General features: G+C 63.8%; 24 protein-coding genes. 11 read left to right on the plus strand and 13 right to left on the minus strand.

What is annotated here, in order from left to right:
- Nucleotides 1–103: 103 nt before the first annotated feature.
- Nucleotides 104–1489, minus strand: coding sequence for an adenylosuccinate lyase (gene purB, locus GS429_RS15610; protein WP_160066275.1), 1386 nt, complete (start codon nucleotides 1487–1489; stop codon nucleotides 104–106).
- 176 nt (nucleotides 1490–1665) lie between these two features.
- On the opposite strand from purB, the gene purH reads away from it, so the two are divergent.
- A complete protein-coding gene (gene purH / locus GS429_RS15615; RefSeq protein ID WP_160066276.1) occupies nucleotides 1666–3303 on the plus strand; it encodes a bifunctional phosphoribosylaminoimidazolecarboxamide formyltransferase/IMP cyclohydrolase in 1638 nt (545 codons plus the stop codon).
- 149 nt (nucleotides 3304–3452) lie between these two features.
- On the opposite strand, the gene GS429_RS15620 is transcribed toward purH, so the two are convergent.
- Nucleotides 3453–4316: a universal stress protein gene (locus tag GS429_RS15620; protein WP_160066277.1), complete on the minus strand. Its 864-nt coding sequence runs from the start codon at nucleotides 4314–4316 to the stop codon at nucleotides 3453–3455.
- Between the two features lie 329 nt (nucleotides 4317–4645).
- Between GS429_RS15620 and GS429_RS15625 the strand changes: the two genes are divergently transcribed.
- The gene (locus GS429_RS15625; protein ID WP_160066278.1) at nucleotides 4646–5386 is read left to right on the plus strand and encodes an SIMPL domain-containing protein; all 741 of its coding nucleotides are present in this window, start codon (nucleotides 4646–4648) and stop codon (nucleotides 5384–5386) included.
- Nucleotides 5387–5695: 309 nt separating this feature from the next.
- Here the strand turns inward: GS429_RS15625 and carA are convergent, their stop codons facing one another.
- On the minus strand, nucleotides 5696–6772 hold the full coding sequence (gene carA / locus GS429_RS15630) for a glutamine-hydrolyzing carbamoyl-phosphate synthase small subunit (protein ID WP_160066279.1): 1077 nt from the start codon (nucleotides 6770–6772) through the stop codon (nucleotides 5696–5698).
- 102 nt (nucleotides 6773–6874) lie between these two features.
- Here carA and GS429_RS15635 point away from each other — a divergent pair, with 102 nt between their 5' ends.
- Entirely contained in the window at nucleotides 6875–7288 is a 414-nt protein-coding gene (locus tag GS429_RS15635; RefSeq protein WP_160066280.1) for an Lrp/AsnC family transcriptional regulator, read from the plus strand.
- A 117-nt stretch (nucleotides 7289–7405) separates the two neighbouring features.
- Here GS429_RS15635 and GS429_RS15640 read toward each other — a convergent pair whose 3' ends face one another.
- Both GS429_RS15640 and GS429_RS15645 read right to left on the minus strand, forming a co-directional pair.
- Nucleotides 7406–8509 (minus strand): GNAT family N-acetyltransferase, encoded by a 1104-nt coding sequence (locus tag GS429_RS15640; RefSeq protein WP_160066281.1) that lies wholly within the window; start codon nucleotides 8507–8509, stop codon nucleotides 7406–7408.
- Between the two features lie 342 nt (nucleotides 8510–8851).
- Nucleotides 8852–9583 carry a PHP-associated domain-containing protein gene (locus GS429_RS15645; protein WP_160066282.1) on the minus strand — a complete coding sequence of 244 codons (732 nt, stop codon included), beginning with the start codon at nucleotides 9581–9583 and terminating at the stop codon, nucleotides 8852–8854.
- Between the two features lie 228 nt (nucleotides 9584–9811).
- Here GS429_RS15645 and GS429_RS15650 point away from each other — a divergent pair, with 228 nt between their 5' ends.
- Both GS429_RS15650 and GS429_RS15655 read left to right on the plus strand, forming a co-directional pair.
- The gene (locus GS429_RS15650) at nucleotides 9812–10378 is read left to right on the plus strand and encodes an NUDIX hydrolase (RefSeq protein ID WP_160066283.1); all 567 of its coding nucleotides are present in this window, start codon (nucleotides 9812–9814) and stop codon (nucleotides 10376–10378) included.
- A gap of 211 nt (nucleotides 10379–10589) precedes the next feature.
- Nucleotides 10590–10913, plus strand: a complete 324-nt coding sequence (locus GS429_RS15655; protein WP_160066284.1) for a DUF7853 family protein — start codon at nucleotides 10590–10592, stop codon at nucleotides 10911–10913.
- Nucleotides 10914–10950: 37 nt separating this feature from the next.
- Here GS429_RS15655 and GS429_RS15660 read toward each other — a convergent pair whose 3' ends face one another.
- Together GS429_RS15660 and GS429_RS15665 are read right to left on the minus strand one after the other, a co-directional pair.
- Nucleotides 10951–11259, minus strand: coding sequence for a DUF7977 family protein (locus GS429_RS15660; RefSeq protein ID WP_328821431.1), 309 nt, complete (start codon nucleotides 11257–11259; stop codon nucleotides 10951–10953).
- Nucleotides 11260–11468: 209 nt separating this feature from the next.
- Nucleotides 11469–12494, minus strand: coding sequence for a zinc-binding dehydrogenase (locus GS429_RS15665; RefSeq protein WP_160066285.1), 1026 nt, complete (start codon nucleotides 12492–12494; stop codon nucleotides 11469–11471).
- Nucleotides 12495–12735: 241 nt separating this feature from the next.
- Between GS429_RS15665 and GS429_RS15670 the strand changes: the two genes are divergently transcribed.
- Together GS429_RS15670 and GS429_RS15675 are read left to right on the plus strand one after the other, a co-directional pair.
- Complete coding sequence (locus tag GS429_RS15670) at nucleotides 12736–13461, plus strand: MogA/MoaB family molybdenum cofactor biosynthesis protein (RefSeq protein ID WP_160066286.1); 726 nt, start codon at nucleotides 12736–12738, stop codon at nucleotides 13459–13461.
- Nucleotide 13462: 1 nt separating this feature from the next.
- Nucleotides 13463–14257: a 5-formyltetrahydrofolate cyclo-ligase gene (locus GS429_RS15675; RefSeq protein WP_160066287.1), complete on the plus strand. Its 795-nt coding sequence runs from the start codon at nucleotides 13463–13465 to the stop codon at nucleotides 14255–14257.
- Between the two features lie 435 nt (nucleotides 14258–14692).
- On the opposite strand, the gene GS429_RS15680 is transcribed toward GS429_RS15675, so the two are convergent.
- The 4 genes from GS429_RS15680 to GS429_RS15695 all read right to left on the minus strand — a co-directional run bounded on the left by GS429_RS15680 (nucleotide 14693) and on the right by GS429_RS15695 (nucleotide 18070).
- Nucleotides 14693–15022: a DUF7126 family protein gene (locus tag GS429_RS15680; protein WP_160066288.1), complete on the minus strand. Its 330-nt coding sequence runs from the start codon at nucleotides 15020–15022 to the stop codon at nucleotides 14693–14695.
- Nucleotides 15019–15936, minus strand: coding sequence for a glutamine-hydrolyzing GMP synthase (gene guaA / locus GS429_RS15685; protein WP_160066289.1), 918 nt, complete (start codon nucleotides 15934–15936; stop codon nucleotides 15019–15021). The genes GS429_RS15680 and guaA overlap by 4 nt, the downstream gene beginning before the upstream one ends.
- A complete protein-coding gene (gene pyrG, locus GS429_RS15690; protein ID WP_160066290.1) occupies nucleotides 15936–17618 on the minus strand; it encodes a glutamine hydrolyzing CTP synthase in 1683 nt (560 codons plus the stop codon). Before pyrG ends, guaA begins: the two co-directional genes overlap by 1 nt.
- Before the next feature lie 107 nt (nucleotides 17619–17725).
- The gene (locus tag GS429_RS15695; RefSeq protein ID WP_160066291.1) at nucleotides 17726–18070 is read right to left on the minus strand and encodes a pepsin/retropepsin-like aspartic protease family protein; all 345 of its coding nucleotides are present in this window, start codon (nucleotides 18068–18070) and stop codon (nucleotides 17726–17728) included.
- A 320-nt stretch (nucleotides 18071–18390) separates the two neighbouring features.
- On the opposite strand from GS429_RS15695, the gene GS429_RS15700 reads away from it, so the two are divergent.
- Together GS429_RS15700 and GS429_RS15705 are read left to right on the plus strand one after the other, a co-directional pair.
- Nucleotides 18391–19305 carry a PH domain-containing protein gene (locus GS429_RS15700; RefSeq protein ID WP_160066292.1) on the plus strand — a complete coding sequence of 305 codons (915 nt, stop codon included), beginning with the start codon at nucleotides 18391–18393 and terminating at the stop codon, nucleotides 19303–19305.
- Between the two features lie 26 nt (nucleotides 19306–19331).
- Complete coding sequence (locus tag GS429_RS15705) at nucleotides 19332–19706, plus strand: cyclophilin-like family protein (protein ID WP_160066293.1); 375 nt, start codon at nucleotides 19332–19334, stop codon at nucleotides 19704–19706.
- Between the two features lie 4 nt (nucleotides 19707–19710).
- Here GS429_RS15705 and GS429_RS21950 read toward each other — a convergent pair whose 3' ends face one another.
- On the minus strand, nucleotides 19711–19887 hold the full coding sequence (locus GS429_RS21950; protein WP_201294036.1) for a hypothetical protein: 177 nt from the start codon (nucleotides 19885–19887) through the stop codon (nucleotides 19711–19713).
- A gap of 229 nt (nucleotides 19888–20116) precedes the next feature.
- A complete protein-coding gene (gene infB, locus GS429_RS15710; protein ID WP_160066294.1) occupies nucleotides 20117–21916 on the minus strand; it encodes a translation initiation factor IF-2 in 1800 nt (599 codons plus the stop codon).
- A 209-nt stretch (nucleotides 21917–22125) separates the two neighbouring features.
- Between infB and GS429_RS15715 the strand changes: the two genes are divergently transcribed.
- Both GS429_RS15715 and GS429_RS15720 read left to right on the plus strand, forming a co-directional pair.
- The gene (locus GS429_RS15715) at nucleotides 22126–22371 is read left to right on the plus strand and encodes a PRC-barrel domain-containing protein (protein WP_160066295.1); all 246 of its coding nucleotides are present in this window, start codon (nucleotides 22126–22128) and stop codon (nucleotides 22369–22371) included.
- Nucleotides 22372–22375: 4 nt separating this feature from the next.
- Nucleotides 22376–22834 carry an NOB1 family endonuclease gene (locus tag GS429_RS15720; protein WP_160066296.1) on the plus strand — a complete coding sequence of 153 codons (459 nt, stop codon included), beginning with the start codon at nucleotides 22376–22378 and terminating at the stop codon, nucleotides 22832–22834.
- Nucleotides 22835–22869 lie beyond the last annotated feature (35 nt).

Below are 22869 nucleotides of genomic sequence, written 5' to 3' on the forward strand. Positions count from 1 at the left end.
TGTCCACCGACTTTGTGAACCGCTCTGCATCTTGGTCTCTGTCTCCACGAACTACGGCGATAGGATTTGTGGGTAAGAGACAGGACTTCAGTCGTGGGAGAAGTCACTCGAGGTCGTCGACCAACTCGCTCGCGACGCCGATGTAGCCCGCGGGCGTCAGTGCGTGCAGTTCCTCGCGAACGTCCTCGTCGACCTCGAGATCGTCGAACATCTCTCTGAAGTCCTCGAGCGTGACGTCCTTTCCGCGGGTCACCGCTTTGACCCGCTCGTAGGCGTCTTCTTGGCCCTCGCGGCGGAGGATCGTCTGGACGGCCTCGCCGATGATCTCGGGGGTCGACTCGAGGTCCTCGCGCATGACCTGTTCGGTGGGAACGACCTTCGAGAGGCCGGCGGCCGTTTTCCCGTAGCCGATCAGACAGTGGGCGAAGGCGGCGCCGATGTTTCGCTTGACGGTCGAGTCGGAGAGGTCCCGCTGGAGCCGCGAGGTGGTGATGTAGTCCGCGAGGAAGGCCAGATCGGAGTTGGCCTTCGAGAGGTTCCCTTCGCTGTTCTCGAAGTCGATCGGGTTGACCTTGTGGGGCATCGTCGAGGAGCCCGTTTCGCCCTCGACAGCCTCCTGTCCGAGGTAGCGATCGGAGACGTAGAGCCACATGTCCAGATCGAGGTCGAGCAGGACGTCGTTCGCGCCGCGGAAGGCGTCGAAGACGCTCGCGAGGTCATCACAGGGGTTGACCTGCGTCGTGAGCGGTTCGAACTCGAGACCGAGTCCGGTCACGAACTCCGCCGCGAAGGCCGACCAATCGACGTCGGGGTAGGCCGCGTGGTGGGCGGCGTAGGTCCCGGACGCACCGCCGAGTTTCCCCCGAAGACCGTCGGTCGCCCGTCGAACGCGTCCCGTCGTGCGGCCCAGACGGGCCGCGTAGACGGCCATCTCCTTGCCGAACGTCGTCGGCGTCGCGGGCTGGCCGTGGGTGCGGGCCAGCATCGGAAGGTCTCGGTACTCGCGGGCCATGTCGGCCAGCGTCTCGCGGACGTCGTACAGTTCCGGCAAGAGCACCTCGTCGACGGCGTCGCGGACGAGCAGCCGGTGAGCGAGGTTGTTGACGTCCTCGCTGGTCAACCCGAAGTGGATCCAGGCCGAGGCGTCGCTGTCCGCCGGCAGGTTGTGGCGGACGAAGTACTCGACGGCCTTGACGTCGTGATTCGTCGCGTCGAAGCCGGCGTGGCCCTCCGTCTCGAGTTTCTTGATCAGCCGCGCGTCCTCCTCGGCGAAGTGCTCGTACAGTCCGCGGAGCTGTTGGCGCTCTTCAAGGTCGAGTTCCAGCGACGTCGCCTCGCAGTCGGCGAGCGCGATGAGATACTCGACCTCGGCGCGGACGCGAGCGCGCATGAGCGCGGCTTCGCTCGCGTACGGCGACAGCGGTGCGGTCCGGCTTCCGTAGCGGCCGTCCAGCGGCGAGACGGCGTACAGGGCGTCGGTGTCGGTCATTGTGCGACTCTTTCCAGCACGGTCCAAAAGGGTATCGAAACCCGGCCCCTCCCAGGCCACGAGTGTGCATATCTCGCTGAGGGACACCGACCATACCGACGTTATGATACACGAACATGCATATTCCGGTGGTCGAGACCGCAACCACTTTGCCCTTCGCGGGCGGGAGTTCGACCATGACCCGAATCGCCGGGATGGCCGGCAACCGAGGGCGCAACCTGTTGAACATCGCCGACCGCGCGCCGGGCGGGGCCGAACTCGCCGTCGTCCTCACCACCGACGAGGACGCGCCGGTACTCGAGTCCGCCGCCGAGCGCGAGATTCCGACCGAAGTCGTCCCGCTCGAGGACGGGATGAGCCGCAGCGAGCACGAGCGAGCGGTACTCGAGGCCCTCTCGGAGTACGACTTCGAACTGGTCTGTCTGGACGGCTACATGCGCATCCTCTCGGATACCTTCCTCTCCGAGACCCCGACGACGCTGAACGTCCACCCCTCCCTGCTGCCGTCGTTCCCCGGGATAGACGCCTGGGGCGACGCGCTCGAGGCCGACGTCTCGGTCACGGGCTGTACGGTCCACGTCGTCACGGACGCGACCGACGACGAGGGCGAAGTCGTCGACGAGAACGTCGACGGCGGCCCGATCGTCACCCAGGAGCCGATTCCGGTCTATCAGGGCGACGACGAGGAGACGCTCAAAGAGCGCGTGCTCTACGAGGGCGAGTTCCGCGCGTACCCGCGGGCCGTGAAGTGGTTCGCCGAGGGGAACATCGACGTCGATCTCGAGTCGGGCGAGGTCTCGGTCGACGCAGACGTGGCGACCGCCGGCGGCGACGATCACGACGGACTACCGGCTCGCCGGATCGTTTCCGACGACCGAGCCGATACCCTCCGCTACGGCGAAAACCCGCATCAGGACGCCGCGGTCTACGCCGATTACACCACCAACGAGGCCAGCGTCGTCCACGCCGATCAGCTCAACGAGGGCGCGAAGGCGTTGTCCTACAACAACTACAACGACGCCGACGGCGCGCTCAATCTCATCAAGGAGTTCGACGAACCCGCCGCCGCGGTGATCAAACACACGAACCCCGCGGGCTGTGCGACCGCCGACTCGCTTGCCGAGGCCTACGAGAAGGCGCTCTCGACCGATCCGATGAGCGCCTTCGGCGGCATCGTCGCGCTCAACCGGGAGTGTGACGCCGCGACCGCCGAGGGGATTGTCGACTCGTTCAAGGAAGTCGTCGTCGCGCCGGGGTACACCGAGGACGCCCTCGAGGTGCTCTTCGAGAAGGACAATCTGCGAGTCCTCGACGTTGGAGAGCTCGGCGAGCGCAGCGAGCGGTTTACCGAAAAACCGCTCGTCGGCGGCCGATTGGTCCAGGAACGTGATCTCCAGTCGATTTCGGTCGACGACCTCGAGGTCGTCACCGAACGCGAGCCGAGCGACGAGGAACTCGAGTCGATGGTGTTCGCCTGGCAGACGCTCAAACACGTCAAATCGAACGGGATCCTCTTCACGAAGGGGACCGAGACGGTCGGCGTCGGGATGGGGCAGGTCTCCCGCGTCGACGCGGTTCGTCTCGCAGCGATGAAAGCCGACGAGCACGCGGAAGGCAAAGACGCCGAGGGAGCCGTGATGGCCTCGGACGCGTTCTTCCCGTTCCCGGACGGTATCGAGGAGGCGGCCGAAGCGGGCATCGAGGCGGTCGTCCAGCCCGGCGGCTCGGTTAACGACGACGACGTGATCGAAGCCGCGGACGAACACGGGATTGCGATGGCGTTTACGGGCCAGCGGTCGTTCAGACACGACTGATACGGACAGCTGTACCGAGTTATCGGCGTACCCGTCGACGGCCTGTGGTACCACCGGTACCCACCTACAGCAAACGTATCAGAGCGCGCGGGAGACGTGACATTACAGAAATTCGAGGAGAAATCCCACGACTTTAGTCGGGGGAGAAGTCACAGCCGGTCGCGAAGTCGTCGCCACAGCGCCTTCGGCAGTCCCTGATGGCGCTTGGCCATGACGACGGCACCGTCGGCCTCGCGGCCCACCGCCTGCGGAACCGAACCGACCAGCACCCGTCGAAGGAGTCCGTTCTCCGCGGCACCGATGATCGTCACGTCGTGGTCCCGCGAGCGGTCGACGATCGTCTCGACCACATCGTCACCCCGAAGGACTGTTTCACCGACCGACTCCACTGCGCCCAGAGCGGGAGACGTGCGGGTCAACAGCGACCGGCCGTCGGCGACGGCTTCTTCGTCGGCGTCCGGCGAAACGACGGTAACGAGTTCGACGCTGGCGCCCTGCCCGCGAGCGAGGGAGCCGGCAATTTCGGCGGCGTACTCGGTGTGGGGGCCGCCAGCGACGGGGACCAGTACCGACGAAACGTCACCGCCCTCGCGGTCGATCCGTTTGACCAGCACGTCACACGGCGCGTTCGCCAGCACCTCGTCGATGTAGCTCCCGAGAATGACGTCGCGGCGGCGCGGACGGCCTCGCCAGCCGAGCAGAATCGTCTCGACGTCCTCCTGTTCGGCAACGCTCAGGACGCTTCCGGCAACGTCGCGGCCGAAACGGACCCGGCCGGTCACCGAGACATCTCGCTGGCGTGTCCGGTCGACGGCGTACTCCACGACCGACTCACCCTCCTCGACGTCCATCGACCGACGCGCCTGCTCGAGCGAGAGTTGCATCGGGACGCCAACGACGTGAAGGACGAGAATCTCGAGGTCGCGATCGCGAGCGACGTCGATCGCGGTGTCGAGCAGTCGGTCGGCGGTCTCCGGGTTCGCCACCGGAACGAGTAATCGATCCCCAGACATCTATCAGTTCCGAGTACAATCGTGCAATCCATAACCGTTTGCGTGCCGTCTCGAATCGCGAAAACCCGGATTCGCGTTTCAGCGAGTCGTGAGGTTGGGACTGGCGACCGGCGCGCCGGCGTGTGGTTCCGAGTCGGCGTGCAGCCACTACGCATTACATCTGGTTTCGGCGTTTCTCAGCCTCTCGAGGCGGAACCCGACTCGCTGGTGACGAACCGCCCCGATTACGCGTTCGATGGGCTCGAGAGCGGCTGACTGTCTCCTGGAGACGGTCAAATCAGCGTTTGAGCTAGGCGGGACTATTTCTCGCCGCCGGGTGATCGCCCAGTATGGATCGACGACAGTTCCTCGCGGCGTCGGGCGTCGGCGTCGCGGCGGCGACGGCAGGCTGTACGACCGATGTCCTCGGTAGCACCGAGGCGGAAACTGGTTCCGAAACGGAGACGAACGGGCGAGAGATCACCGTCAGCGCGAGTGGCGGCGTCGAAGCGGAGCCGGATAGGGCGGTCGTCAGCGTCGGTGTCACCGCGTCGGGAGAGAGCGCCGAGGCGGTTACCGACGAGCTGGCGGAGGGAGCCCAACAGCTCCGCGAAACGTTCGACGAGCTCGGGATTCCCGAGGAGAACGTCGAGGAAGGCCAGTATCGGGTACATCCGGCACGTGGTCGGGAAAGCGACGGATTCGAAGGGGCCCACTCGTTTGATCTCACCCTCGAGACGACCGATCGCGTCGGCGAAGTGATCGACGCGTCGGTCGCGGCGGGTGCCGACGACATCGGCCGGGTAAACTTCACGCTGCAGGACGAAACGCGGGACGAACGCCGCCGGGCTGCGATCGACGAGGCGCTTGCAAACGCCGATGCGGAGGCGGCACACGTCGCCGACAACCGCGGCGGCGAACTCGTCGAGACCGTAGCGGTCACGACCGACGACGTTCGAGTACGGGCAACGCGGTACGACGTCGCCGCGGAGACGACGGACGCGGACGACGCCGCACCGCCGACCGAAATCGACGCCGATCCCGTCAGCGTCAGCGCGACCGTGACGGTGGTGTATCGGTTCACCGATTGAACGGCATCGTCTCGGTTACAGCGAACGGATAGTGACGGTGCTCACCAACTCGAGAATATCGAAGACGTGTCGGTAGAGCCGAACGACAAAACGAGCATCGATAGTGCTACACGCAGGGGGTGCACGTCAGCGGCGGTCCCAACCCGTCCCGTGGGTTCGTTGAGACACCGGAGACATCGGAGACGCGAAAAACATCAAAATCAGGATATCGATATGGCAGCCCGTCTCACACGGTTTACTGTAGTCAATTACCGCCGATCACCGCCCCCGTCCCTGATGATCGGCGGTACATAGTTACAGCAATCCGTCTCAGTCGTCGGCGGGAACGGCTCGCTGGCTTCGCGTCTCGGCCATCGCGAGGACGTCGTCGAAGAAGTCGAGGGTGTCCTCCGGGCCGGGGTTGGCTTCGGGGTGGTACTGACGGGTGATGACGTCGTACTCGATGCCGTCGATTCCTTCCGGCGTGTCGTCGTTGACGTTGATCTGGGTGACCTCGAGGTGGTCGCCCGGATCGGCGACGGTGTAGCCGTGGTTCTGGGTGGTCATGACGACCTGCCCGGACTCGAGATCGAGGACGGGCTGGTTGACGCCGCGGTGGCCGAAGGTCATCTTCTCGGTGGTGCCGCCGAGTGCTTCGGCGACGATCTGCTGCCCGAGACAGATGCCGGCGACGGGCGTGTCCTCGACGAAGGTATCGACGAGGTTGATCGCCTGCTCGTAGTTCGCGGGATCGCCGGGACCGTTCGAGATGAACAGGATGTCGGGGGAGACGGCCTCGACATCGTGGGCGCTCGCGTCGTGTGGGAGGACGTGGACCGTTGCGTTACGGGCGAGCAGCGAGTCGACGATCGACCCCTTTGCACCGCAGTCGATCAGGGCGACGGTGTCGCCGTCGTTGTCCGCGCCGTGGACGACCGGTTCGTCGACGCTGACCTGCGCGCCGATCTCGGTGTGGTCGCTCATCGCCTTGCAGGCCTCGAGTTGCTCGAGGGCGTCGTCCTCGGTGACGTCCTCGCCGACGGCGATGCCACACTTCATGGCGCCGCCGTCGCGGATGTCGGTGACGACCTCTCGGGTGTCGAGGTGGTCGACCGCCGGGACGCCCTCGCTCGCGAGCCATTCGGTGACGTCTTCGGTGAGTTCCTTTGCCAGCACCGCACGCGGGTGGACGCGATCGGACTCGAACCGCTCCTCCCGGACGCCGTAGTTGCCGATTAGCGGGTACGAGAAGGTCAGAATTTGCTCCTCGTAGGATGGGTCAGTGAGACTTTCCTCGTAGCCAGTGTAGGCCGTGGTAAACACGAGTTCGCCACGGGCCGTTCCCGGAGCACGACCACGTCCCTCGATCACGTGGCCACCCTCCAGTGCAACGTAGGCTGGTGTCATTACGATCTACGTATTGGAGCGACCGGCATAAGTGTTGTCTTCGAAGCTGAGTTACGAAATTCGTAATCGGTAAGTGCCCGTTCCGCATAGTCACGCATCTCCATGGACGACCTGGACCGACAGATTCTCGATATCCTCCGGCGAGACGCCCGGACACCGTACACCGAGATCGCCGACGAGGTCGGAACGAGCGAGGGAACCGTCCGCAACCGTGTCGAGCGGATGATGGACGACGACGTCATCGAACGCTTTACGATTTCGACCCGGACGGGCAACGTCAAGGCGATGCTCGAGATCGGCGTCGCGGTCGACGTCGACACCAAAGCGGTCTCGGAACGGATCGCCGAGTGGGAAGAAGTCGACTTCGTCTGGATGGTCTCGGGCGAACAGGACATCGTGCTCGTCGTCGACGCCGCGGACACGCGCGGAGTGAACGATCTCATCACGAAAGCCCGCGATCAAGAAGAGGTCGTGAGCACGAAGACGCGGCTGATTCTCGACGAAGAGCTCGGGTAATCGGTTGGTGGTCAGCGACTCGACAGTTCGGCAACTCGGTGAGCGACGACGCTCGAGTATCGATTGACGAGTCCACCCGTGCGAGCCGACCGTGACCCCTCGAGGCCAGCTATCGATCTATCGGTTGTACCGGTTGTACAACGATCGGCCGGTCTCGACCACCTTCCAGGTCGGTCCGGTGCCGCGCTCCCAGTAGATGTTCGGGATCAGTTCGCCGCCGAACTCCTCTTTGAACTGGAACGCGCCGTCCTCGAAGTCCGCGCCGCCGCCGCCGAAGTCGTAAGTGTCGTATCCGTTCTCGATCGCCCACTGGAACACGTAGTCGTAGAGCCGTTCCGACGCGTGGTACTCGAAGTATTCGGCGGGAACGCCGGCGAAGAACCCGTGGACCGTATCCTGTTCGTCGTTGAGCAACTCGAAGAAGCCGCCGGCGTACTCGCCCTCGACGTATAGCTGTAAGAGCAGGATTCGGTCCTCCATCGCCGACAGCTCCTCGAAGAACTCGAGCGGGTAGACTTTCCCGCCGACGCTCTCCATGTGCTGTTTGTACTTCTCGTGAAAGCGGACCAGGTTCGTCTGCGAGAGTTCCGCTTCGACGATTTCGTGGTCGGTTTCGCGGCCTCGTCGAATCGCCCGGCGTTTAGAGCTCGTCATCCCGTCGAAGACCGCGTCGTACCCTCTGGCGAGATTCAGCACGAACCGCCCCCCGACACGACTGGAGTCGTATCCTTCGGACTCGAGGAAGTCGTTGTAGCGGAGAAAGTTCGTGTTACAGGCCCGGATCTCGTGAACGATCGTTCGGTTGTCACACAGTTCCGGAATCGCATCGACGATGAGCGAAAGCGAATCGGACACATCCGTCGTCAGTAGCGGACCGCCGAAACCCGGATAGATCGACGTCAATCGCTGGAACGGCGTCTTTGGAATGTCGGCGACGAAGTTCGGAAACAGACCGATAGGATTGGTGTCCTTCTCGACGACGAGATGTCTGGCCGGGTAGTCGAGCGCGTTTTCGATCGCCTCGAGCCACTCGTACCGGTGGAAGACGGTCCCCTGTTCGGATCGTTCGACGACGTCGTTCCACCGGTCCCTGTCCATCCCCTGAATGGTGTCGATAACGTTCGCCGTCAGGCCCGTTTGTGAATCCGTCAGCCGTTGGACGGTGCCGGCGGTCGGTTCGCTGTGGTTCGAGTGTGTCCCCTCTGTAACTTGCTGGGCCATCTGTTGTCTGCTTCGTCTCACCGGTCGACGGCGGTTAAGTTATTTTAGCCTACACCCATATGTTGGTGGGCTGAGTGGTGTATCGCCCCCGTAATTATTTGGCCGGAGTGAGCCCTGTTCTCGGCCACGAGAGCGGCTTTCGCCTGCAGACAAAAGGGTAAAATGAGCCGAAGCCGCGCTGACTCGGAAAAGTCAGGCCATTTGATCGTAATCCCAGTGTCGATTCGACCTCCGGAGTGGACGCACACAGGCTACGATACCGGGTTGCCGGGACAGCCGCAGGACGGTTTGGCTACCGGATCTGATCCGGAACTCCATCTCAGGTACCGAAACCCGGTTCCGTTATTCAGCGGAGCCAGCACTGTCTCGCATCTCAGCGAGACGCGTCAGGTCGGCCGGCGACTGGGCCAGAATGTCGTCGGGGTATTTTCGTTCGTGAACCCGCCGATACCCTCGACGGAGTTGCTCGTCGAGCGGGCCGGTCGCGACGCGGGGTTCGACGCGTCCGTCCCGAATCGCATCGACGACCGACGACGGCGTGAGCGCGTCGGCGTCGATCCGCGTGTACGCTCGTCCCCCCTCGAACGGGAAGTGGGAGTCGCTCCCGGCGACGATCGGTAGATCGCGCTCCGCGGCGAGGGATTCGACGAGCGGACGCGTCCGCGGGTGTTTGCCGTTGATCTCGACCGCATCGAAGGGGACGTCTGCGAACCGCTCGGCCGCGAGTTCGCTTCCCCGGTAGGGGTGGGCGATGATCGCCGCACAGCCGCGTTCGTGTGCCAACTCGACGACTTCGCTCGGCGTGTACTCGAGCGGGACCGTTTCGGTCGGCGGATCCGGGCCGATCACGAGGACGTGACCGTGGGTCGTCGAGACCTCGATGCCGGGGATCGCGGTAACGCGCGGCGACGAGAACGCCGTACAGTAGTCGTGGTTCGTCGTCGCGACGCCGTCGAGACCGCGTTGGTCGAGGGCGCGGGCGAGCAGTCTGAATCCGAACGGGTCGAACCGATCGCCGAGTCGACGGCGACCGTGGAAGAATCGCGTGTGCGCGTGCAGGTCGACGGCGAACATATTCCTGCAAACGTGAACGAGTGCTTTCGTCTTTATCAATCGACCCGAGTCGCTACGGTATCCTCGGCGCAGGACTCGATCGAACGGCGAGCGGGAGACCCGCGCGCTCACCTCCGCTGGCGAAACCGATCAACCGAACCCCGACGGAGCGGGAGATGTCTGGCCCTTCGACGGGTAGCCCCGCCGGAAGACGATACTGGTTTCAAGAGTCACTCCAATTGTGCGGGTATGACGACGCCACAGGACGAACTTCCCCACGAGAACGCCGGACAGGACGTGATCGCCGTCGACGAGGACGACGCCGAACTCGAGTTGGTCAACCGACTCGAGGCCCACACGGGTGAGGGCATTCGCCACCGGGCGTTCACTTCGCTCGTCTTCGACGGCGAGGGGAACATTCTGCTCGCCCAGCGAGCGCCCGACAAGCGTCTCTGGGGCACCCACTGGGACGGCACCGTCGCGTCCCACCCCGTCGAAGGCCAGAGTCAGGAGGAAGCGACGCGGGTCCGACTCGAGGAGGAGCTGGGCATCTCGCCCGACCAGTACGACGACCTGCGACTGACCGACCGCTTCGAGTACAAACGCTACTTCGAGAACGCGGGCGTCGAACACGAAGTCTGTGCCGTACTGAAGGTGACGCTGTCCGACCGCAGCCTCGAGCCGAACGAGGAGGAGGTGGCCGGGCTGATGTGGGTGCCCTACGAGCGACTGCACTCGAATCCGGAGTGGTACCGGCAGCTTCGACTCTGCCCGTGGTTCGAAATCGCGATGCGTCGGGACGTTCGAGACGAGTAGCCAACTTCCGGCCGGGAAACCGCGGACACCACACGCGGAATCCCCGCAGTTGTGACTGAACACCGTCAGCCACGCGTTTCGAGGTCGGACCCGAGTCCCGGGCCATCCCTCCTCCGGTCCAATTACGACATATGATAACAACCAACAAGGCTTATGTCAGACCCCTTCGTATCGTTGCCCGAGGACCAACGTAATCGGTCCGTGTGACGAAATGACCTCCCCACAACCGGAAACCGAGACGCACGAAGTCACGCTCTCCAGAGACGAACAATGGGCCGTCCACGCCCACCTCGCGAGCATCGTCGACGAGGCCCTCGAGAACGACGAGACCCCGCCGACGTGGGCGCTCGATCTATTCGATGCAGTCGAGGACGGCGACGGCACGACAGTACTCACCGGCTCCCAGGCGCGACGACTCTCCGACGCGATGACTTCCTACGTCGACTGTGAGGAGAGTCCCGACCGCGACGTCATCCACGGATCGAACGTCGTCAACCGACTCGAGGACTGTCTCGAGTCGGAACCGACACAGTAAGCACACCCGCCGAATCGGCTTTTCACGTCGTTATTGGTCAGGGACGCGTCGTCGCCCAGACTGCCGTCACGGCGAGGAAAAAGGCCGGGAACAACGGCAGGATCAACAGCGCAAAGCGGTAGCCGACGCCCGGCGGCCAGAGCACAATCGCGACCGGAGCGACGATAAACGCGAGGACGATCATGCCGACGACGACCCAGCCTCGCCAGTCGAACTCCCGGTCGGTCGTTTCGGGATGGGCCGGCCGGTCGAGCCAGTTGTCGTCCGTCGACTCCGCTTGCTCCCCGTCCTCGTCGAACGCCGAAGGATCGTGGACGTAGCCGCCGCCGTCGTCGCTGGAGCTCACAATCGAGGGTTTCGAGTCCGTGGTGAAAGCCCTCACGGTTTCATACGGAACGTTTTCAGCCTCGGGTTCGCTCGCGTGGTCGCTCACCACCCGGCGCAAACGCGTCGATGAAAACCGGCGAGGAGCTTGGTTCGCGAGGCGGCCGTTCGCTCGCGGCTGGAGCACTCGCCGCTCGAGCGCGGAATCTCCGCAACGCCGCGTCAGTCGCTCTACAGTTCGCTGTCCGGTCGAACGACCACCTTTCCAAACCCTTCTCGGTTCTCGATGATCTCGTGGGCTCGCGGCGTCTCGCTCATCGGGAGCTCCTCGCGGATCGCGGGCTCGAAGGTACCGTCCCAGACGAGTTCCATCACGTCGTCGACCTGCTCCGGCGTCGCCATCGTCGAGCCGATGATCTGAAGCTGGTTCCAGAAGATGCGCGGGATGTCCGTCTCGGGCGCGCCGCCGCCGGTCCCGCCGCAGGTGACGAGTCGCCCGCCCTTGGTGAGGCTCTTGAGCGAGTCCTGCCACGTGGGCGCGCCGACGTGTTCGACGACGACGTCGACGCCGCGGCCGCCGGTCTCGGACTGCACCCAGTCCGCGAAGTTCTCCTCCTCGTAGTTACAGACGTGGTCCGCGCCGTGTGCTTCGGCGTACTCGAGTTTCTCCGCCGTACTCCCGGTCGCGTACACCTCCGCACCCGCGTAGTCGGCGATCTGGAGGGCGGCGTGACCGACTCCGCCGCTGGCACCGAGGACCAGCACCGACTCGCCGGCCTCGAGGTCGGCCCGTTCGATCAGCATCCGCCAGGCCGTCTGAAAGACGAGACAGCTCGAGCCGGCGACCGCCCAGTCGACGGCCTCGGGGACGGGAATCAGGTTGTCTTCGGGGATCGCGGCGTACTCGGAGTGGATCCCCGTGACGTGCTCGCCGATGATGTGGTACCGCGGATCGAGCGTCGGGTCGTCCATCCGCAGATCGCCGACGCCGGCCGAAAGTGCGACGCGGTCTCCTTCCTCGAAGCGGGTGACTCCCTCGCCGACTTCCTCGACGATACCGGCTCCGTCGCTGCCCGGAATGTGGGGCATCTCGAGGTCCAGCCCGGGCATTCCGCGGCGCGTCCAGATGTCGAGGTGGTTGAGCGCCGCCGCCTTCACGTCGACCAGTACCTCCTCGCGACCGACCTCCGGGTCGGGATACTCGCCGTACTCGATGACGTCAGTGTCGCCGTGTTCGGTGATTTTGACTGCCTGCATACACGCAACGCAACGGAAACTCCGTGCATAACAGTTGGGCTCGCAGAACCGATCGGTCTCGGAACGAACACCGAGGTTATCACATACGGTCCCCCGTACGTCAGTATCGCTGGACTCATCGACAGCCTGCGGTTGCCACCGGCGGATCGGTACGGCAGCCCGTATGCCACACCTCATCGAAGTTTCCGCACGAACAGCGCAGTGACCAGTGTTTTACTCGCCGGCTCTCGAACGATACGCTATGGACGAGACGGACGAGCGTGGAGACGTGGAAACGGAGGGTGGTGGAGACGCGAAAACGGAGAGGGGAGAAGACGAAGGAGCGACCGAAGACGGTGGGGACGAAACGGTAACATCGTCCGATCCCGACGAACGGACGCTCGGCACCGCCGTTATCACGATCGCCGCGGATCGATCGCTCGAGGCCGACGCTGCCGGCAATGCAATCACCGAAGCCCTCGAAAACGACGGCTTCGAGATCGCGACGCGAGAGCACATCGACACCGACCACGATCGGGTCCAGTCGATCGTCTCGCGGATGATCGACCGCGACGACGTCGACGTCATCATCACCGGCGGCGCGACCAGCGTCGAACCCGACGACGTAACCATCGAAGCCGTCGAACCGCTACTCGACAAGGAGTTGACGGCGTTTCCCCAACTGTTTGCGACGCTCGCTTACGAGGCGGTCGGCAGCCGCGCCGTCGCCTCGCGAACCCTCGCGGGCGTGGCCGACGGCGTTCCGCTCTTCTGTCTGCCCGGCGACGAAGCCGCGGCGCGACTCGGCACCGAGAAGCTCATCCTCCCCGAGGCGGCCTATCTCGCCGGGATCGCTCGCGCCGAGCGAGACGAGCGCGACCATCCCTCGAGCGACGATGAATCCGCGGTCGACGAGACGGACAACGGCCAGGAGTCCGCCACCGACGCTGAGGGGGAGCTCAAGGACGAGCGTGAGGAAGGATCGTAAGATGACCGGGTCCGATCACTCCGACGAGCCGAGCGCGACCGCCGTCGACAAGGAATCGATCCGCCAGCGCGTCTGGAACGACCTCGAGGAGAGCGGCGAGGCCCGGTTTCCGTTCCCACCCCACGGCCGAATCCCGAACTTCGCCGGGGCGGACGAGGCCGCCGATCGGTTGGCCGACCAGCCCGAGTGGCGAAGCGCGTCGACGATCAAGGCCAACCCCGACGCGCCGCAGTTGCCGGTTCGACGGCGCGCTCTGCGGGACGGGAAGACCGTCTACATGGCCGTTCCGCGACTCGCCGACGAACGATGTTTCCTGAAACTCGATCCCGACGTTCTCGAGGACTACGACGCCGCAACGACGGTCTCGGGCTCTTCCGAGCACGGCGAGCAGGTCGGGCCGGACGCGGTCGAGGAAATCGACCTGATCGTCTCCGGAAGCGTGGCCGTCAGCGTGGCTCCCCGAGTCACGAAATCGGCGAGCGGCGATAGCCGCGAGGTCGACGATGGCGGCCGTATCGGCAAGGGCGAAGGTTACAGCGACCTCGAGTACGCCATCCTCCGCGGACTCGGCCTCGTCGACGAGACGACGACCGTCGCGACGACGGTCCACGAACGACAGCTGATCGACGACCCGGTTTCGATCGGCGATCACGACGTCTCGATGGAACTGATCGTCACGCCCGAGCGGGTGATTCGACCGGACGAGAGCGAACAGCCGACCGGAATCGACTGGGACCTCCTCTCGGACGAACGACTCGAGGAGATACCGGTATTGAAGCGACTCCGAGAACAGTAGCTACGGATCGAGAATCCACCGAGGCGCGAAAAGACGCGCCTCGAGTGCCAACCGCAGGGTGGACACGGACCGGGTGCAGCGGAACCCGTGTCGGTACCGGGGAAACGGTACGGTGTGGCAATGGTGGGGGAAGGGTGCTGTGGTGGGGTTGCTGGAAGTCACGGGAGCAGGCAGTGGATGCCTTGGTGGGGTCTGCCCGTCGACCTCCATTGCTCAGTAGCGCCGGGACCCACTTGAACGGGGGAGACGGTATTGGAGTCTTACGCCGGATTCCGCCGAATTCAAGACGAGTTTACCCGGCCAAATACCGGCTCGAGAGCGTTCATTGACGGGACCTAGCTCGAAATAATAATTTGTGTTGATCAGTCGTCGGAAGCGATCGTTCAAAAGCGAGCCGGCGGCGCTACCGTGATCCCTGCGAACGCTCGGGACCGTTCACGCGGTTAGCTCTTCGGCGACGATGGCGGCGTCCATCAGTTGCGGGTCGACCGCGAGGTCGAGTTGCCCCTTGATGAACTCCGGAATCGTGTCTCGAGCGTAGACGACCGTGCGAACGTCGTCGGTTAGATCGCAGACGATCGGAACCGTCGTCGCCTGACCGATGTCGGTCAGGACGTACAGATCGGCGTCGATGATGCCGGCCTCCTCGAGCGTCGGCCGCGAGATGACGCCGTTGATGCGGACCACGTCGACGCCCTCCGTCTCGAGGGCGGCGGCGATTCCGTCTTCGTCCGGCCCGGCGACGATTGCCGTATCTGTGCTCATTCGTACTCGATTGTCGCGGGTGGTTTGTGGGTCACGTCGTAGACGACGCGAGCGACGTTCTCGTTCTGACCGGTGATACGGGACTGAATCCGCTGGAGGGTTTCCCAGTCGATCTCCTGTGCGCGAGCGGTCATGCCGTCGCGCGAGTCCACGGAACGGACGGAAACAATCCAGCCGTGAACGCGGTTGTCACCTTTCACGCCGGTCGCCTTGCCGATCACGGCTGCAAGCGCTTGCCACGGCTCGTACTCCTCGAGTTCCTCCTCGACGACGTGACACGAGTGGCGCGCGACCTCGAGTTTCTCCTCGGTCACTTCGCCGATGACGCGCACGGCGAGTCCGGGGCCGGGGAACGGCATCCGCTCGGCGACGATCTCGTCGAGGCCGAGGTGGCGAGCGACCTCGCGCACTTCGTCCTTGTAGAGGTCGCGAACGGGTTCGACGATGCCGTCGAAGTCGACGACCTCGGGCAGTCCGCCGACGTTGTGGTGGGACTTGATCCCGCCCTCGCTCTCGATGCGGTCGGGGTAGATCGTCCCCTGGACGAGGTAGTCCGCGTCAGTGTCTTTGGCCTCACGCTCGAACTCGCGAATGAACTGCTCGCCGATGACCTTGCGCTTTGCTTCGGGGTCGGTGACGCCCGAGAGAGCCTCGAGGAAGCGATCCTTCGCGTCGACGATCCGCAGCGACTCCATGTAGTCGAACGTCTCGCGAATCTGGTCGGTCTCGCCTTTTCGCATCAGGCCGGTATCGACGTAGACCGGGGTGAGCTGGTCGCCGATGGCCTCGTAAGCCAGCGCGGCGGCGACACTCGAGTCGACGCCGCCCGAGAGAGCGATGACAGCGTTTGCGTCGCCGATTTCGTCGCCGATCTCTGCAACTGCTTCCGGAACGAATGTGTCTGTGTCTACCATCAGTGGGTAACCTCGGTTTCGGTGTCTACGGACTCGCTGTCCGCGTCGTCAGCATCGGTCGCCGTCTCTTCGAGAACGGCCTCGACGAGTCCCAAAAACGGCGGGCTCGGCTGACCGGGCCGGGACGTGTACTCGGGGTGGAACTGCGTCCCGAGGAAGTACGGATGATCGTCGAGTTCGAGGATCTCCATTCGGTTTCCGGCCGTGCCGGAGAAGACCAGCGGTTCGTCCTCGAAGTCCTCGAAGTATTCGGGGTTGACCTCGTAGCGGTGGCGGTGGCGCTCCGTACAGGACGTATCGTCGTAGAGCTCGTACGCCAGCGTCTCGGGCTCGATAACGGTCGTGTGCTCCCCGAGTCGCATCGTGCCGCCCATGTCCTCGACCTCGTACTGCTCGGGCAGGATATCGATAATCGGATGGGACGTATCCTCGACCATCTCGGCCGAGTGGGCGTCCTCGAGACCCAGGACGTTCCGGGCGTACTCGACGACGGCCATCTGGAAGCCGAGACAGAGTCCGAGGAACGGCACGTCGTTCTCGCGGGCGTACTGGACCGCCTCGATCTTGCCCTCGGAGCCGCGCATCCCGAAGCCGCCGGGGACGATGACCCCGTCGACGTCCTCGAGTTGACCGGCGTGGCCGTCGGCCATCTCGTCGGCCGGCACCCAGTGGACGTTGACGTCGACGCCGACCTCGAAGCCGGCGTGTTTCAGCGACTCGTGGATCGACATGTAGGCGTCCTCGAGATCGTACTTGCCGACCAGTGCGATATCAACCGCGCCGTCTTTCTCGGTCGTGACGATCTCGCGCCAGTCGTTCGCCCGTTCGCCTTCGGGGAGCGCCTCGTCGGCCAGCCCGAAGTGCTCGAGGACGTACTGGTCGAGTCCTTCCGCTTCGACCATCAACGGGACGTGATAGACGTCATCGACGTCGGGGTTGGAGAACACCGCCTCCGTGGGAATGTCACAGAACAGCGCGATCTTCTCTTTCGTCTCGGGATCGAGTCGGTCCTCACAGCGGCCGACGATCACGTCGGGCTGGAGTCCGATCGATCGGACCTCCTTGACGCTGTGCTGGGTCGGTTTCGTCTTCTGTTCGCCGTTTTTCGAGTACGGAACGAGCGTGACGTGGGTAAAGAGGACGTTCTCCTCGGGTTCCTCGTGGGCGAACTGGCGCAGCGCCTCGAGATAGGGCATCCCCTCGATGTCGCCGACGGTGCCCCCGACTTCGATGATACAGACGTCGGTGCCTTCGGCAGCCTCCCGAATCCGGCGTTTGATGTCGTCGGTGATGTGGGGAATGATCTGGACCGTCTTCCCGAGATAGTCGCCCGCACGTTCCTTCTCGATGACGTGCTGGTAGGTCTTCCCGGTGGTGATGTTGTGGTCCGAAGTCATGTCGATATCGAGGAACCGTTCGTAGTTCCCCAGATCGAGGTCGACTTCCCCGCCGTCCTCGAGGACGTAGACTTCCCCGTGCTGGTAGGGATTCATCGTCCCCGCGTCGACGTTGAGGTACGGATCGATCTTCACCGCGGTGACGTCGAACCCGGCGTTTTTCAGGAGCCGGCCGGTGCTCGCGGCCGTAATCCCCTTGCCGAGTCCCGACATCACGCCGCCGGTGACGAAGATGAACTTGTTCCCCAGAGAGGGGTCATAATGAGTGTCCGATTCCGTCGGCATACCGAGTGTCCGCGTGAACGGTTGAAAACGATTTCGGGACCGGCCCGGCTCCGGGACCGGGTACCACACTCGAGACGGGCCCGGCCGTCCGACGACGGCTCCAGAGACTACCCCTCCTGTACTTCGACGATCGTGGCCTGCTCGAGCGACTCGCTCCCGCCAGCCGTGCGAATCTGAATCGTCTCTCCGGGGAGATCCGGATCGTTCTCTTCGGCCGACTCCCGCGGGACGGAGACGGCGGTGGCCCCGTCGATCGTGATCGATCGGCGTTGAATCGGATCTCCATCGTACTCGACGGTGGCCCACGTTTCGATGTCGAATTCGTCCATCTCTTTGCCGAAGTAGTCCTCCGCATCCGGATTGACCGAGTCTTCGGTCTGTGACTCCCCGGTCGTCCGGTTGTCATCGAACTGGACCTCCTCGTGTTTGTACTGGTGGAGTTGAACGAGCATACCGCCAGCCACCACAGCGAGCGTGTTAATCCTTACAGGGGCAAGCGCAATGTAGTGGGACGGTAGCGTGTCAGGAGTCTATGGTATCGAACGGCTTTTTGCGATTATTGTAGCAGATGTAGCGTCTCTGCACGATCGCTGACCTCCCGACGGATCTCGAGCGCGGCCGACGGACGCTCGTCCCGACTCCGCGATGAACGGCGCTGACCGCAAGTCACCATCGGGAACTCGAGACCGACACAGCCGCCCCGCCGATCAGCGGCCGTACGTGAGAACCCCGGTTTATTTCGTGTCGTAGCTACAACACGTGAGCAAGGTAGATGGCACACACGCCACAGTCCCCTTCCGAACCCGAACCCGAACCCGGAACCGGAAGTCTCGACATCGGCTTTAAAGCCGGAGTCGGCTTCTATCTCGGTCTCATCGTCGCCGGGTTCACCTCGATCGGCGGGATCCTCGCCGGCGTGTCGACCGAGGCGGTCCTGGCAACCACCCCGGGAACGGTGACGGCCGTTCTGATCGTCGTCCTCCTCCTCGGCGACCGGCTCCGCGGCCTGCCCGAACGGACCGGCCGAAGCCGCCGGCTCCGGTTGGGCTGGTACGCTCCCGCGGCGTTGATCGCGTCGGTACTGCTCGTCCCTGCAGTGTCCTCCCTCGAGTACTCGGCCCGACTCGGATTCATCACGGTCGTTTTCGCCGCCGTGATCGCTGCGGTCGCGGCCGGGGTCGCTCGAATGACCAAAAACCGGTACATCGTGTCGATTACCGACGACGAGCCGGCGGTCACGTGGACGTGGCAGCGAACCACGTTCGACACCGAGTTCTGGCGCCGGCTGACGGCCGGTGGCGGGATACTGCTGCTGGCCGGCGGACTCTGGAGTCTCTATACGGGCTCGAGATACGGGCTCTGGTGGTCCTTCTACGGCGGACTGCTACTGATCACCCTGCGGAGCGACTCCTACGGCTGGTACGACGTCGAGAATCAGGGGTACGAACGCGAACTCGCCGTCCACGGCGCCGGAGTCCTCCTCGACCAGACCTTCCGGAAGAAGCTCATCCCGTGGGACGCCATCGAGGACGTTCGGCTGACCGACGAAGAACTGATTCTCGAGCGCCGCTGGCTCGACGTTCGATGTGCTCGGTCGGCGATCGACGATCCCGAAGCCGTCCTCGAAGCGATCGAGCGCACGCGTTCCGACACCGAACGCGGCGTCGAACATAGCTCGCAGTACTGAAGTGACGCTTCGACGTGTCTCGACGCATGACTGACCTTCGCGTCACCGTCGGCGATCGCGACTTCGAGGCGACCTGGAGCGACGATGCACCCGAAACGCGGGCGGCACTCGAGGCGACGCTCCCCGTCGGCGGCGACGCCGTTCGCTGGGGCGACGAACTGTATTTCGATTGCTCGCTGGACGCTCCGCCCGAGAACGCACGCGAAGTCGTTCCCGAGGGCGCGATCGCCTACTGGCCGGCCGGAAGCAAACTGTGTCTGTTCTGGGGTCCGACGCCCGCGAGTCAAAACGGAGCACCGCGGGCCGCTGCGCCCGTCACCGTCGTCGCGCGACTCGAGGACGCCACGCCGCTGTCGAATCTCGAAGGTGGGGCGGCGATGCGACTCGAACGAGTGGAGTAACTCCTCAAGTACGATTGCGGGAGATCGGGTCGGGCGACTGCGACCGACGATCCTCGCTGCGAGCGCAGAGATACCGCTGCGGGAGCGCCAGCAGGACCAACACCGTACCGGCGGTGACGAGCAGCGTCCTCGAGCCGATGGCCACCCCGTAGACGAGTGCGGTCCCGAGAGCGACGTACAACGCGGCGAGAATCCAGACTCCTCGGTTAATGAGAGTTACAGGCGGGGCGATATGATAAGGATAGCGGCAGTTCGGTGGAACGGTCGCACAGCTATCGGTCGGCACTGATGGTTCCCCGTGAAGTATTTCAGAAGAACTGATTTGCAGTCTACGCGATAGACCGGCGACACCGCTATCCGTTATCCGGTGACAGCGGGAGAATCCGTGCCGTTCGCGGCGGGTGTGGACCTTACTTGCCCCAGAAGGGGTCCCGACTGCGCTGCTTGTCGAGGTACATGTTCAGCGCCTCGAGTTCGTCGCCCGGAATCTCGCTCGCGAGTTCCTGCTCCAGGATCTTCGCGTGTTTCTCGGGGATTTCGATCCAGAGTTCGTCGTCCTCCTCGATTTGGCGGCCGACGGTAGGGCCGTCGATGGCGACCGAGACGCGGTTGCCCGCGCGGGCCTCGTCGACGTCTTCGCCCTGTTCCTGAATCCCTTTGACCTGTCCGACGCGATCGGGTTCGTTCCCTTCGAACTTGACGACGTTCGCGTTGTTCTGTACCGTTCCCGAATTCACCTCGACGCCGACGACCGCCGGATCGTTCTGGCGGAACGTATGATCCGGCAGGATACGGAATCGCGCGGGTCGAACGATGTTTTCGAGGATGGTGTCCTGCTGTTCGCGCTCGATCGCCTCGATGTGGTCCTCGTACTCCTCGATGAGCTGATAGATGACTTCGTCGGTAAACAGCGTCACGTCCTCGATTTCGGCGCGCTGTTTGGCGTCGCTGAGCACGTCGACGTTGAAGCCGAGGATCGCCTGCTGTTTCGGATCCTCGGCCGTCGAGGCGACCGAGATATCTCGCGGCGCGACGTCGCCGACCTCCGCCCGGACGATCGGTACCTCCGCCTCGTCTAGTGCGTCCGCCATCGCCTCGAGACTGCCGAGCGTGTCAGCCTTGACGACGACCCCTTCTTCGGCGGTGTCGACGGCGATGTCGGCGAGTTCCGCTCGAACCTCCTGAATGACGTCCTCGAGCGGGCGGTCGCGGACGACGCGGACCGGCGCGCCGGCCATCGCGTCACCGAGTTCGGGGGCCGCGATCTTGATCCCCGAGGCGGCCGATACCTCGTCCACTTTCTCGAACCGGCTCTCGGTTCGAATCTCGGCGAGCGGACGGGGCTGGAGCAGCGCGCGGACTTCGGTGACGATCGGGTCGTTCTGTCCGCCGACGACGATCGTATCGTCGGCCTTGATCGTGCCGTCGTAGAGGACGATGTCGATCGTCTTCCCGAACCCTTTCTCCTCTTTGACCTCGAGGACGGTGCCGACGCCGGGGCCGGCGACGTCGATCTCCATTTCCTCTTTCATGTAGCGCTGGGAGAGGCCCATCATCACGGTCAGGAGGTCGGGAACGCCCTCGCCGGTCATCGCCGAGACGGGGACGACGCCGACGTTGCGCTGGAAGTTCTGGACCCGCCAGTAGAGGTCGGCGGAGAACTCCTCGTCGGAAAGGTTACCGATGATCTCGTAGAGGCTCTCGTCGAGTCGAGAGCGCACGCGGTCGGACTGGGACTCGTAGGTATCGTTGATCGGCGAATCCTCGTTTGCGTTCCAGCCGGGAACCGTGTCGATCTTGTTCGCCGCGACGATAAACGGCGTCTGAGATCGTTTGAGGATATCGAGGGCCTCGAGGGTCTGGGGCTGGAACCCGTCGTTGACGTCGACGACGAGAATCGCGATATCGGCGAGTGCGCCGCCGCGAGAGCGAAGCGTCGTAAACGAGTGATGGCCCGGCGTGTCGATAAAGAGGAGGCCGGGCAGGTCGAAGTCGTCGGGGTCGACGAGATCACCCGCGATCGAGGAGATGATATCCAGCGGAACGGCCGTCGCGCCGATGTGCTGGGTAATCGCTCCTGCTTCGCCCTCGATAACCGCGGAGCCGCGTATCTTATCGAGGAGACTGGTCTTGCCGTGATCGACGTGTCCGAGGACGGCGACGATCGGTGTTCTGAGAGATGTGGGGTCGCGCGTATCCGTATTCGACATGGTGAACCACCCGAGAAGGTCTTATCTAAAGCGTCCGCAGGACGGTAGTTAAACCCATCGTCATCCGCGTTCGACGGCCGCCGTCGCCGGTACCGTGGGACGCGCTTGCGTCCCTCGAGTACAGCCGTGCGGCGGCAGAATATAATAAAACAACTGTCAGTTCCGGAGAGCCCGTGGTTTTTAATAGCGATTAGTAAGTACAGGGATGCATGAGCGATATACTCGCTGAAAATCTCTCGGGGAAGTCCGTCATGGGATCGGACGGAACTGAACTGGGACTGCTCTACAACATCACGATGGACCTGAAATCGGGCAAACTCCACGACCTCGTCATCGAACCCGACGAGGAGCTTCCACGCCGAACGGTCGACTTCGACGTCGACGAGGCCGGCCGGTTTCTCGTTTCAGTCGATCGCGTTCAAGCGGTGAAAGATTACATTGTCGTCCAGCGCTAACGGTATGTACGTTCTCGACTCCTCGGCGTTTATCCACGATTTCCACACAACAGAACAGACTGCAACGATCCCGCTCGTCCGCGAGGAACTCGAGGACGAGAGCGCCTATCGCTACGACGCGATGGAAGGCTCGGGGATGCACATCCACATTCCGAACGAGGATACCACCGAAAAGGTCGAGCGCGCGGCCGGCGAATCCGGCGACCTCGAGGTGCTCTCCGAGACCGACGTTCGCCTCGTTGCAGCGAGTTTCGAACTCGACGCGACGCTCGTTACCGACGACTACGCGATGCAAAACGTCGCGGAGAAACTCAATGTCGACGTCGAGGTGATCGCCCGCGAGGGCATCGACGAACAGCGCCACTGGACCTACCAGTGTCAGGGCTGTGGCCGGGAGTTCGACGAAGAGAAGGACCGCTGTCCGATCTGCGGGTCGGAACTGGCGCGCAAGAACCCGTCGTAGTCCGGCTCCACGCTTCGTTTCTTCGCTCGTTGTGC

Source organism: Natronorubrum halalkaliphilum (genome assembly GCF_009834785.1).
Lineage (GTDB): Archaea > Halobacteriota > Halobacteria > Halobacteriales > Natrialbaceae > Natronorubrum > Natronorubrum halalkaliphilum.

Coding starts and splice junctions, on each gene's coding strand:
- purB (WP_160066275.1), bottom strand. CDS start 1,489: ATGACCGACACCGACGCCCTGTACGCCGTCTCGCCGCTGGACGGCCGC.
- purH (WP_160066276.1), top strand. CDS start 1,666: ATGACCCGAATCGCCGGGATGGCCGGCAACCGAGGGCGCAACCTGTTG.
- GS429_RS15620 (WP_160066277.1), bottom strand. CDS start 4,316: ATGTCTGGGGATCGATTACTCGTTCCGGTGGCGAACCCGGAGACCGCC.
- GS429_RS15625 (WP_160066278.1), top strand. CDS start 4,646: ATGGATCGACGACAGTTCCTCGCGGCGTCGGGCGTCGGCGTCGCGGCG.
- carA (WP_160066279.1), bottom strand. CDS start 6,772: ATGACACCAGCCTACGTTGCACTGGAGGGTGGCCACGTGATCGAGGGA.
- GS429_RS15635 (WP_160066280.1), top strand. CDS start 6,875: ATGGACGACCTGGACCGACAGATTCTCGATATCCTCCGGCGAGACGCC.
- GS429_RS15640 (WP_160066281.1), bottom strand. CDS start 8,509: ATGGCCCAGCAAGTTACAGAGGGGACACACTCGAACCACAGCGAACCG.
- GS429_RS15645 (WP_160066282.1), bottom strand. CDS start 9,583: ATGTTCGCCGTCGACCTGCACGCGCACACGCGATTCTTCCACGGTCGC.
- GS429_RS15650 (WP_160066283.1), top strand. CDS start 9,812: ATGACGACGCCACAGGACGAACTTCCCCACGAGAACGCCGGACAGGAC.
- GS429_RS15655 (WP_160066284.1), top strand. CDS start 10,590: ATGACCTCCCCACAACCGGAAACCGAGACGCACGAAGTCACGCTCTCC.
- GS429_RS15665 (WP_160066285.1), bottom strand. CDS start 12,494: ATGCAGGCAGTCAAAATCACCGAACACGGCGACACTGACGTCATCGAG.
- GS429_RS15670 (WP_160066286.1), top strand. CDS start 12,736: ATGGACGAGACGGACGAGCGTGGAGACGTGGAAACGGAGGGTGGTGGA.
- GS429_RS15675 (WP_160066287.1), top strand. CDS start 13,463: ATGACCGGGTCCGATCACTCCGACGAGCCGAGCGCGACCGCCGTCGAC.
- GS429_RS15680 (WP_160066288.1), bottom strand. CDS start 15,022: ATGAGCACAGATACGGCAATCGTCGCCGGGCCGGACGAAGACGGAATC.
- guaA (WP_160066289.1), bottom strand. CDS start 15,936: ATGGTAGACACAGACACATTCGTTCCGGAAGCAGTTGCAGAGATCGGC.
- pyrG (WP_160066290.1), bottom strand. CDS start 17,618: ATGCCGACGGAATCGGACACTCATTATGACCCCTCTCTGGGGAACAAG.
- GS429_RS15695 (WP_160066291.1), bottom strand. CDS start 18,070: ATGCTCGTTCAACTCCACCAGTACAAACACGAGGAGGTCCAGTTCGAT.
- GS429_RS15700 (WP_160066292.1), top strand. CDS start 18,391: ATGGCACACACGCCACAGTCCCCTTCCGAACCCGAACCCGAACCCGGA.
- GS429_RS15705 (WP_160066293.1), top strand. CDS start 19,332: ATGACTGACCTTCGCGTCACCGTCGGCGATCGCGACTTCGAGGCGACC.
- infB (WP_160066294.1), bottom strand. CDS start 21,916: ATGTCGAATACGGATACGCGCGACCCCACATCTCTCAGAACACCGATC.
- GS429_RS15715 (WP_160066295.1), top strand. CDS start 22,126: ATGAGCGATATACTCGCTGAAAATCTCTCGGGGAAGTCCGTCATGGGA.
- GS429_RS15720 (WP_160066296.1), top strand. CDS start 22,376: ATGTACGTTCTCGACTCCTCGGCGTTTATCCACGATTTCCACACAACA.